This is a genomic window from Neobacillus sp. NPDC093127 (assembly GCF_044754175.1).
GTDB lineage: Bacteria > Bacillota > Bacilli > Bacillales > Cytobacillaceae > Neobacillus.
The window spans coordinates 1-10,198 of record NZ_JBIVOP010000003.1; the positions used below are offsets into that span (position 1 = coordinate 1).

Here is a 10,198-nt window from a genome sequence, read left to right on the forward strand (position 1 = left end):
TCATTTGTTACGTTGGCTTAGTTTTATAAAAAAACTAAAAAATATTGTTTGTTGACGTTTTTGTTTGTTTAGTTTTCAAAGAACAATTTCCAGCCACTTCGCTTTGAAGCAACTATATTAGAATAACATTTCAAGTTATTAATGTCAACAACTTCTTTTTTGTTATCTTTCGTCTTGCTGACGACTTTTCACATATTACAGGAGATTAATAGATTGGTCAACACCTTTTTTAAAGTTTTTTTACTAGAAAGAGGTTTTTCTCCTAACCGACTGTGGAAAAAAACAGCCCCACTCCCTTTTCCTCTCGAATAAAGTTGTACCACTTTCCGTTTTCTAAACATACAATACTCCAGGAAAATCTTATGTTTTGTGGATTTCATACTTATCGCGAAAGGAGGAGTTGGAATGAAAGGAATTATTTTAGCAGGTGGAAGTGGAACGCGATTATACCCTTTAACGCGGTCAATATCGAAGCATCTATTGCCGATTTATGATAAGCCGATGATTTATTATCCTCTCGCTACGCTGATGCTAGCAGGAATTAAGGAATTCTTAATTATATCTACAACTCAAGATATCTCTCGTTACCAAGAGTTACTAGGAAATGGATCGGATATAGGCATTTCCATAAGCTATGAAGTTCAACCATCCCCAGAGGGTATTGCCCAAGCATTTATTATTGGCGAGAAATTTATTGGGTCTGATAGCGTGACCCTAATTTTAGGTGATAATATTTTTTATGGATTCGAATTTCAAAACCTTTTAACCGAGGCGGCCACTCAGAAGAAAGGTGCTACCGTTTTTGGTTACTATGTGAACGATCCTGAGCGATTCGGTGTCATTGACTTTTTAGAGGATGGAACCGTTACTTCTATTGAAGAAAAACCGTCCTATCCAAAGAGTAACTATGCAGTGACAGGCTTATATTTTTACGATAACCGGGTGATTGATATTGCAAAAGGCATCCAACCGTCTGCCAGAGGTGAACTTGAGATAACAGATGTGAATAAAGCTTACTTAGAATTGGGGGAGTTATCTGTTAAATTATTGGGACAAAGCAACGCATGGATTGATACCGGAACACATGAATCTCTATTTAAGGCCTCACAGTTTATCAAGTCGGTCGAGGAAACACAAAGCATTAAAATAGCATGTATTGAAGAAATTGCCTTTCAAAAAGGGTATATCTCAAGGGAAAATTTATATAATTTAGCAAAGCCATTGAAAAATGACTACGGCAAATATTTATTGGAGGCGGCACGGCCAAAAAAATTTAGAGGTGGGAAATGAACATCAATGATACCAAGCTTCAAGGAGTATTGATCCTAGAGCCGCTTATACTAACTGATAATCGTGGATATTTTATGGAAAGTTATAATAAGAGTTCACTTGAACAAATTGGGATCAACATTGATTTCATCCAAGACAACCAATCTTTATCAAAGAAAGCTGGGGTCATACGCGGCTTACATTATCAGCTAAGCCCTAAGGCACAGACAAAGTTGGTCCGAGTTTGTTCTGGTGCTATTTGGGACGTGATTGTCGATATTCGACAGAACTCCCTTACTTTTGGTCAGTGGATTGGTGTGATTTTAAGTGAAGAAAATAAACGCCAGGTTCTGATTCCAAAAGGTTTTGCTCATGGATTTTGCACACTTGTCCCTAATACGAATGTATTTTATAAAGTTGACGAGTATTACGCCCCTGAACATGATCGCGGCATTGTTTGGGATGACCCTGAAATTGGCATTGATTGGCCAATTTCAAGCCCGATATTATCGGCTAAAGACAGTAAGCTTCCTTTATTTAAAAATGCAGAATTGAACTTTTCGGTAAAGGAGTAAGAATAAATGAAATTACTTGTTACAGGTGGGGCAGGATTTATCGGCAGTAACTTTATTCATTATGTTCTTGAAAAATATCCAGATTATCAAATCATTAATTTTGATAAATTGACCTATGCCGGTAATCTTGAAAACTTAGCATCGATTCAAGAATCTACTAATTATACATTTATTAAAGGGGATATTACGAATAAAGAATTACTAGATTATATAGTAACCACACATCAAGTCGACGTAATTGTAAATTTCGCCGCTGAATCTCACGTCGATCGGAGCATAACAAATTCTGATGAATTCGTGAGAACAAATATCCTTGGCACGCAAACGATTTTAGATGTTGCGCGGAACAAAAACATCCGTTTTATTCAAATTTCGACGGATGAAGTGTATGGCTCCCTTGGTCCAACCGGTTATTTTTCTGAGGATACCCCATTATCCCCTAACAGTCCCTATTCTGCCAGTAAAGCAAGTGCGGATTTCATGGTGAGGTCTTATCATGAAACGTTTGGTTTGAATATGAACATCACAAGATGCTCCAATAATTATGGACCGTTTCAATTCCCGGAAAAACTAATCCCACTTATGGTCATAAACGCATTAACAGGAAAATCATTACCTGTCTATGGCGATGGAAAAAATATTCGAGATTGGCTGCATGTAAAGGACCATTGTTCAGCCATAGATTTAGTCATCCACAAAGGTAAGTCTGGTGAAGTTTACAATATTGGCGGGCATAATGAACGGACAAATATTGAAATTGTCGAAAATATCATTGAAACTCTTGGCTTATCTAAGGAGCTTATTACCTTTGTTCCTGACCGTTTAGGGCATGATTACAGGTACGCAATAGACTCTAGTAAAATTCACAATGAATTAGGCTGGAAAGCTAGTTATTCATTTAAGGATGGATTAAAAGAAACCATTTCATGGTATCAAACACATCAGGATTGGTGGGACACGGGGACAGGTTCCTTGTCCCAGAAATAATTTAGCGGGACAAGGAGCCTGTCCCTAGCGGGGTGAGTGAACCATTACTAAAGTACTCGTAACAGGCGCGGAAGGACAGCTCGGGTCAGACCTCGTCTCATTTTTAACATTATCGGGTTATCAAGTTTTTGGAATGGGAAAATCGGAATTAGACATTACCAATGAAGATGAGGTCAATCGGATTGTGGCGCTTATAAAGCCGAATATTATCATTCATTGCGCTGCCTATACCCAAGTGGATCAAGCAGAGTTTGAGCAAGATCTTGCTTTTCTAATCAATGGAATAGGAACGCGGAATATTGCGATAGCAGCAGAAAACATACATGCGAAACTAGTATATTTAAGTACGGATTATGTTTTTGATGGTAGTTCTACTACACCTTATCATGAATTTTCACCGGTATCTCCTATTAACATATACGGAAGCTCTAAGTTAGCCGGTGAACATTTTGTCCGCGGCTTCCATTCAAAATTCTTCATTGTCCGAACTTCTTGGATTTTTGGAGTACATGGGAACAACTTTGTCAAGACAATGCTAAAGCTTGCTAAAGGAACAGAACCACTAACGGTTGTTCATGATCAAGTAGGCTGCCCAACCTATACGATGGATCTCGTAAATTGCATTGTTAAGTTAATGGAAACTAGTAAATTCGGGGTCTACCATGTATCCAATACAGGCAGCTGTTCTTGGTTTGAGTTTGCAAAAGAGGTGTTCCAACAATCCAACATCCTTACCACAATAAAGCCTTGCACGACAGAAGAGTTTCCCCGTCCTGCAAGGCGGCCAAAGTATTCAGTTTTGGATCATATGGGGCTAAGGATTAATCAATTTGCAGCCATGCCACATTGGAAAAACGCATTGAATCGGTGCTTGCTACAGATGAAACGCAAGGAGACAGGCTCCTTGTCCCAAGAATAAAGGGACAAGGAGCCTGTCCCCTTGTTCCGCTACAACACTATTGCAGACTGGCTTTTTAGATTTTCAAATTGTTCTAATTTTTGTTTGTCATTCCATAAATAATGAAATCCCCAACGGTTGGCGATATCCCCTTCTCGCAGTCCTTGTTTCAAGGCTGAATAACGAGAATTAAGATAATCAATTCCTAAATATTTATAATGTAAAAGTAGTACTTCCTTATTGGGTGGTTTAATTACATTCCCTACAGGAAAAGCGGTATGCCTCCCAGGTCCAAAGTTTATTTCTTGAATCTCATTAGGATTAAATATTTGCGGTTTATCAAAATCATAGCTTCTTACACCATGCTTGATTTTTTCATGTAACGGTTCATTGCCAGTCGGGAAAAAATCGGAAACCATTTCATAACCTGTAGGAACAACTAATGTTATTCCTTTAGAAGTACATTCTTGCAAGTATGCTCTAAGATTAGGGTGATAAAAATGTTCATCTACATCACAAACAATCACCCAGTCTGCCTTTCCTCTGCTATTCTTCCAAAATTGGTTAAATAGATCTTGTGCTGATTTCACAAGAGAACTACCTTTTATTTCAAATCTATCAATCGTAACTTTGGGATGTGACCTTAACATTGATAATGACTGATCCGTTGAGTCATTATCAAAAATAAAGTATTGATCCGCTACATCATCATAGTGCTTAAAAAAATGCGGCAACATTTTCTCTTCATTCCAGCATATAGCATACACATGTATAATCACTTGTTTTGCCCCTTTCTAGATAATATATCTGGGACAAAGGGACAGGCTCCATGTCCCTTTATTTTAAGGTTTTTAAAATCTTTTTAATCCGCTTCGAATCTTCTTCGAATTGTTTGTATCCCTTTACACGTTCTCCATAGGACTGAAGGGCTGTTTTATATAATTCGGTCGTGTCAAGAAACCCATCTTCACGTGAGGCAATGATGATATCTAACCATTCACTAAATGCTTTTAGACCAAGTGTGTTGTTATTTTGATTCGGATGTCTGCGAAAGTAACTGAGCGCTTCCGGAATATAGACAGCTTTTCCTTTTGAGAGCAATGACAACCAGGCGGCTAGATCATTGATTAGTGAATACTGTTTCCCTTTATATACTCCAAATCGTTCAAGAAGATCTTTTTTTCTAAATAAAACCGTTGTCGGTTCACCGATGAAATTGAGGCAGCGGGTTAAAGAAATATTCCCCAACATCTTGCCGTCTACAATCCTTGTTTCTTCATATAGTTTAGTCGTTGCAGCGATTGGCGGGATAGACTGTCCTGTTTCATCAATCGTTTGGCGATAGGAAGTAACGAGTGTAATATTTTCGAATTCATTAAAAAAATAAATCATTTTCGCGATTTTTTCTTTATGGAAAACATCATCATCCATCAAATAATTGATATATTCCCCTGATGCGAGATCAAAGCATTTATGCCAATTTTCAAGAAATAAATTCCGTTCGTTTTTATGATATTGGATTTGAGGATATTTTTGTAAATAAGGAGCAAGCATTTCTTGCACACGATCATCTGAACTATCATCACAAATGATGATTTCGATATTCGGGTAGGTTTGTTCCAATACACTATCAATTGCTATTTTTAGTGTATCCGGCCGGTTATACGCAGGTATGACGATACTGACTAACGGGTGGTCCACACGTTACCCCTCCTATCTTTTTTCGTTGTCTTTAAGGCTCACTAACTCTAGGACAAGCTTTTTTTGAATGTGGCCGGAACTCCAGCGTACAATGTTTTTTCCGGCACATCTTCTTTTACGAAAGCTCCCCCGCCGATTACAGACCAGGATCCAATTGTCGTTTTTTCACGGATGGATGAACCGATTCCGATATATGCTCCTTCCTTAATCGTCACATTCCCTCCGATTTGAACACCTGGAGCAACTGTTACATAATTTTCGATTCGATCATCGTGGCTAATATTCACTCCACGGTTGATTATAACGAAATCATCGATCACTACATTCGTTGTTATGATAGCTCCTTCACAGATGACATTTCCGATGCCGATATGATTTCGTTTAGAAATGAATACAGAAGGATGGACTAACGTATCGGCAATCTGAAAACCAAACGTCTTTGTTTTTTCAACGAGACGTTTCTTTAGAAACGGATCCCCCACTCCGGCACATACAATCTGGACCTGGTCTCGTAAGGCTGAAATATCCGCTAAATCACCTAAGACGGGCACATCATTTACGATTCGCCCTTTTACTTCAGGTCGTTCATCAAGGAACCCTGCCACCTCGATTCCGATTTGCTCACAAAGATGAAGAACTTCACGGCCATGACCGCCACATCCCCAAATAATCAGCGGCATTAGGATGGAACCATCCCTTCTACAACCAAACGCACATCTTGATTTGTCATTTCTTCCCACAGAGGTAGACTTACGATCCGACTGGATATTTCGTCCGTAACCGGCAATGGTCTATGAGGATATCCAATAAACAGTTGCTGCTGATGGCAAGGAGGAGCAAAATACGTGCGCGCTTCAATATTTTGACTGGCTAGCGAACGAATTATATCGTCGTTCCGTTCGCCTCGCGGGCAACAAAGCGGCATAAATTGATAAGGAATTTCTCCGCAAGTTTTTTGCAATGTCCAGCCTTTATCGATAAAATTCTTTTGCGATAATTCTTCTGCATACCAAGTATGGATTTGCTGCCTAGTTTTAATTTTTTTATCAAACGTATCCAATGTGGCCATGGCGATGGCCGCGGTGTATTCAGAAATTTTCCCATTAATCCCAAGGAGATTTGTCTCTCTAGTCTTCGAAAAACCAAAATTCTCGGCTCTGCGAATCTCAGCAATGATTTCTTGATTCGCACTATACACTAAGCCGCCTTCACCCACACCAAAGGATTTGGTCGCATGAAAACTATACACAATACATCCAGGGAACCCCTTCCCGAAGTAATCTGGCCCTTCCTTCGCACCGAAGCTGGCGGCAGCGTCTATTACGACCGGTATCCCCGATTCATGGATTTTTCGATAGAAATCAAGATTCATATTTGTCCCAAAGGCCACATATGGCATAACAGCCGCCACTTGATCATCCAGTTTTTCCAGCCACTCACTCACTAGCTTCTCGTTCATACACCAATCATCTTGGTTAATATCGATAAAAAAAGGTTCTAACCCACACCACAGCGCGGCCAACGGAGTAGCAGCAAAGGTAAAACTTGGCATCAACACATATTTTGCCTTTGAGCGTTTCACTTGCGAAAGCGCTAAAATTAAGCCAATCGTGGCATTATTGACGGTTGTGACAGCTCCTTTTGTATCAAAATATTCATCCAGCACCCTTTGTTCAAAGCGGGCATTGAGCGGTCCAAAATTACTATACATACGAGATGTTTCAATCTCTGATAAATACGGAAATAGTTCTTCTTTTTTTACAAGGTTAGGTCGTAAAAATGGAATCTTTGTCATAATTAAAAGAATGGTCAACTCCTTTCTCTTCCCTAAAACATATGGCAATTACGCAGGCAGTAACTTGGTCAACCACATTCTTAACATGAACTAGCTGGTAGCAATCCCCCCTACTTCTGCATATATATGAAAATTGACGGAAAAAGTTCTGAATGATGGATAAGTGTTTTACTTACCTTCAAATCTTGTACCGATAAAACGAAAGGGGATGAACTTGGCGTTGAAAAGTATCCCGTTATTAACAGCCCATTTATTCATTACAAAAAGCCATTCATCTGATGGTTTAGTAGAAGTGATGCATCGGCTGGCTGAAAGTGGTATCACAGTAAGAGTTTATGGACCGGAGGAACCGTTATTGGATTGTAATCCAAAGGATCCTCGTGTGTATGTTTCATTGGGAAGTGAGTGGAAGGAATTTAAAACGTTGAATTCTTTGCCTTTGCACGAAAGAAAACGATGGCTGCACTTTACATCTCCAGAAGAAATTCAGCCCTCAGGATTATTTTACTGCTGGCTAAAAAGGACTGATCCTCTCCCTGAAAATAAAATGATTCCCCCGGTTCGTTTTTCTTCTGATATACCATTAGTATCCGTGTTTACAGCCAGCTACAAATCCAAAGATAAAATACTGCGCCCCTATCGCTCGCTATTGAATCAAACCTACCCTAATTGGGAATGGGTGATTGTTGATGATTCCGGCGATGAGGATGAAACCTATAATCAAGATTTACGTCCTTTAGACGACCCCCGCGTAAGGAGATATCGTCAAGATTCTCGCAATGGCTACATAGGAGCTACCAAACGCTATGCAGCAGGACTATGTACAGGGGAAATTTTAGTCGAAGTAGACCATGATGATGATTTAACTCCTGACTGTCTCGAGAAAATTGTTCATGCGTTTCAACAACATCCGGATTGTGGTTTTGCTTATGGGGATTGTACTGAAGTATATGTAGGAAGCCATCATGCCCATTGGTACGGCTGGGATTGTGGTTTTGGATACAGTCCGTATTACCGTGTCTGGGTCCATGAAATGAACCGATGGCAAAATGTGCTCAAACACACGACGATCAATGGAAATACCATCCGTCATTTGGTTGGTTTACCCAATCATCCTCGCGCGTGGACAAGAGATTGTTATCATCTGATCGGAGGACACCGCGAAGAATTATTGGTTTCAGACGATTACGATCTGTTAGTTCGCACATTTCTTTGTACGAAGTACGTTGCGATTCCCGATTTACTCTATATCCAATATCGCAATGAAAATGGGGATAACTCCACTTTTCAAAGAAATCAGCAGATTCAGATTCTCGTAAAAGAACTAAACAGTTATTATAATGAAAGAATTTGTGCAAGATTAGAAGAACAAGGTTTACCTGAGTGTTTGCCATATAGTCGTATATGGGAGACAACCACAGATAATCCTGCACGGAAATCTTGTCATATTATTGATGAAGATTTATCTAGAGTTTCCATCCTATTTCCTATTCCCCACTCCAGTTCAACAAATACGCATACCCAATTAATTAAAACTCTTCAAAAAGGCATAGAAACCAACTTTAAAGAAATCGAAGTAGTTGTAGTAGGTAATGTTCCTGCAGAAATCGAAACCTTTGCCTCAAAGGCACCGATGGGAGCGATTCGATGGTGGCCAATGGAACCAAATGATTCAATAGAAACATGTATCCAATATGCCAAGTTTTGCTCTTCCTGTGCCGAGAAAGTGGTTGTGATGCCGTGAACCACTCCTGGTAAGCCCCTAGTAATTTAAAAGGAAACTGAAACTACCTGAGTACTACTTACTACTAACTCAGGTTATTTCCTTTTAATTTCAAAAAATAGGTTTTTTTATTATTTTAATATTTTTTTTAAAAATTGAACGCCTGTCCAATACCATTTCTATTGTTCATCCATATACATATATGGCAAGTACAATTTTAAAAATTTGGGGGTGAAAAAATGTCTTCTAAGAAAGATCACAAGGAAAAGGATAAGGACAAAGATAAGAAAAAGGACAAGGATAAAAAGAAACATAAGTCTAAGGATAAATATTGCGATGAATGTGGCAAGAAACACAAAAAATGTAAATGCAAGGGAAAACGCGGAAAAAGAGGACCACAAGGACCACAGGGACCTCCGGGACCTCCAGGCGATCCTCAAGGTACTCAAGGACCTCAAGGCAATCAAGGACCTCGGGGACCTCAAGGTAACCAAGGACCTCGGGGACTTCGGGGACCTCAAGGTACTCAAGGACCTCTTGGACCGCAAGGAAATCAAGGACCTCTTGGACCTCAAGGTAACCTAGGACCTCTTGGACCTCAAGGCGACCAGGGACCGCTTGGACCTCAAGGCGAGCAGGGACTTCTTGGACCTCAAGGCGAGCAGGGACCACTTGGACCTCAAGGCGAGCAAGGACCTCTTGGACCTCAAGGCGAGCAAGGACTTCTTGGACCTCAAGGCGAGCAGGGACCGCTTGGACCTCAAGGCGAGCAAGGACTTCTTGGACCTCAAGGCGAACAGGGACCTCTTGGACCTCAAGGCGAGCAAGGACTTCTTGGACCTCAAGGCGATCAGGGACCTCTTGGACCTCAAGGCGAGCAAGGACTTCTTGGACCTCAAGGCGAGCAGGGACCTCTTGGACCTCAAGGCGAACAGGGACCCCTTGGACCTCAAGGCGAGCAAGGACTTCTTGGACCTCAAGGCGAGCAGGGACCTCTTGGACCTCAAGGCGAGCAGGGACTTCTTGGACCTCAAGGCGAGCAAGGACTTCTTGGACCTCAAGGCGACCAGGGACCTCTTGGACCTCAAGGCGACCAGGGACCTCTTGGACCTCAAGGCGAGCAAGGACCTCTTGGACCTCAAGGCGAGCAGGGACTTCTTGGACCTCAAGGCGACCAGGGACCTCTTGGACCTCAAGGCGACCAGGGACCTCTTGGACCTCAAGGCGAGCAAGGACCTCTTGGACCTCAC

At 40.8% G+C, this 10,198-nt stretch carries 11 protein-coding genes; 7 read left to right on the top strand and 4 right to left on the bottom strand.

Translation table 11 applies throughout. The annotated features are described in order from the left end of the window. The first annotated feature begins 405 nt into the window (after positions 1-405). Genes rfbA through rfbD form a run of 4 tightly spaced genes read left to right on the top strand, consistent with a single transcriptional unit; the run spans position 406 to position 3,750 of the window. Positions 406-1,290, top strand: coding sequence for a glucose-1-phosphate thymidylyltransferase RfbA (gene rfbA, locus ACIQCO_RS05420; RefSeq protein WP_400426592.1), 885 nt, complete (start codon positions 406-408; stop codon positions 1,288-1,290). Continuing rightward, a complete protein-coding gene (gene rfbC / locus ACIQCO_RS05425; RefSeq protein ID WP_400426593.1) occupies positions 1,287-1,844 on the top strand; it encodes a dTDP-4-dehydrorhamnose 3,5-epimerase in 558 nt (185 codons plus the stop codon). Before rfbA ends, rfbC begins: the two co-directional genes overlap by 4 nt. Before the next feature lie 6 nt (positions 1,845-1,850). Next, positions 1,851-2,831, top strand: a complete 981-nt coding sequence (gene rfbB, locus ACIQCO_RS05430) for a dTDP-glucose 4,6-dehydratase (protein WP_400426595.1) — start codon at positions 1,851-1,853, stop codon at positions 2,829-2,831. Positions 2,832-2,874: 43 nt separating this feature from the next. Further along, entirely contained in the window at positions 2,875-3,750 is an 876-nt protein-coding gene (gene rfbD / locus ACIQCO_RS05435) for a dTDP-4-dehydrorhamnose reductase (protein WP_400426970.1), read from the top strand. A gap of 29 nt (positions 3,751-3,779) precedes the next feature. Here the strand turns inward: rfbD and ACIQCO_RS05440 are convergent, their stop codons facing one another. Genes ACIQCO_RS05440 through ACIQCO_RS05455 form a run of 4 tightly spaced genes read right to left on the bottom strand, consistent with a single transcriptional unit; the run spans position 3,780 to position 7,225 of the window. Continuing rightward, the gene (locus ACIQCO_RS05440; RefSeq protein ID WP_400426597.1) at positions 3,780-4,508 is read right to left on the bottom strand and encodes a glycosyltransferase family 2 protein; all 729 of its coding nucleotides are present in this window, start codon (positions 4,506-4,508) and stop codon (positions 3,780-3,782) included. A gap of 58 nt (positions 4,509-4,566) precedes the next feature. After that, a complete protein-coding gene (locus tag ACIQCO_RS05445) occupies positions 4,567-5,430 on the bottom strand; it encodes a glycosyltransferase family 2 protein (RefSeq protein ID WP_400426598.1) in 864 nt (287 codons plus the stop codon). A gap of 47 nt (positions 5,431-5,477) precedes the next feature. After that, positions 5,478-6,110: an acetyltransferase gene (locus ACIQCO_RS05450; RefSeq protein ID WP_400426600.1), complete on the bottom strand. Its 633-nt coding sequence runs from the start codon at positions 6,108-6,110 to the stop codon at positions 5,478-5,480. Beyond that, on the bottom strand, positions 6,110-7,225 hold the full coding sequence (locus ACIQCO_RS05455) for a DegT/DnrJ/EryC1/StrS family aminotransferase (protein WP_400426601.1): 1,116 nt from the start codon (positions 7,223-7,225) through the stop codon (positions 6,110-6,112). Before ACIQCO_RS05455 ends, ACIQCO_RS05450 begins: the two co-directional genes overlap by 1 nt. A gap of 208 nt (positions 7,226-7,433) precedes the next feature. On the opposite strand from ACIQCO_RS05455, the gene ACIQCO_RS05460 reads away from it, so the two are divergent. The 3 genes from ACIQCO_RS05460 to ACIQCO_RS05470 form a co-directional block, all read left to right on the top strand. Next, on the top strand, positions 7,434-8,969 hold the full coding sequence (locus tag ACIQCO_RS05460; RefSeq protein WP_400426972.1) for a glycosyltransferase: 1,536 nt from the start codon (positions 7,434-7,436) through the stop codon (positions 8,967-8,969). 210 nt (positions 8,970-9,179) lie between these two features. Further along, the gene (locus ACIQCO_RS05465) at positions 9,180-9,533 is read left to right on the top strand and encodes a hypothetical protein (protein ID WP_400426603.1); all 354 of its coding nucleotides are present in this window, start codon (positions 9,180-9,182) and stop codon (positions 9,531-9,533) included. Positions 9,534-9,539: 6 nt separating this feature from the next. Continuing rightward, the coding region (locus ACIQCO_RS05470) for a hypothetical protein (RefSeq protein ID WP_400426604.1) at positions 9,540-10,198 on the top strand (659 nt) is incomplete at its 3' end.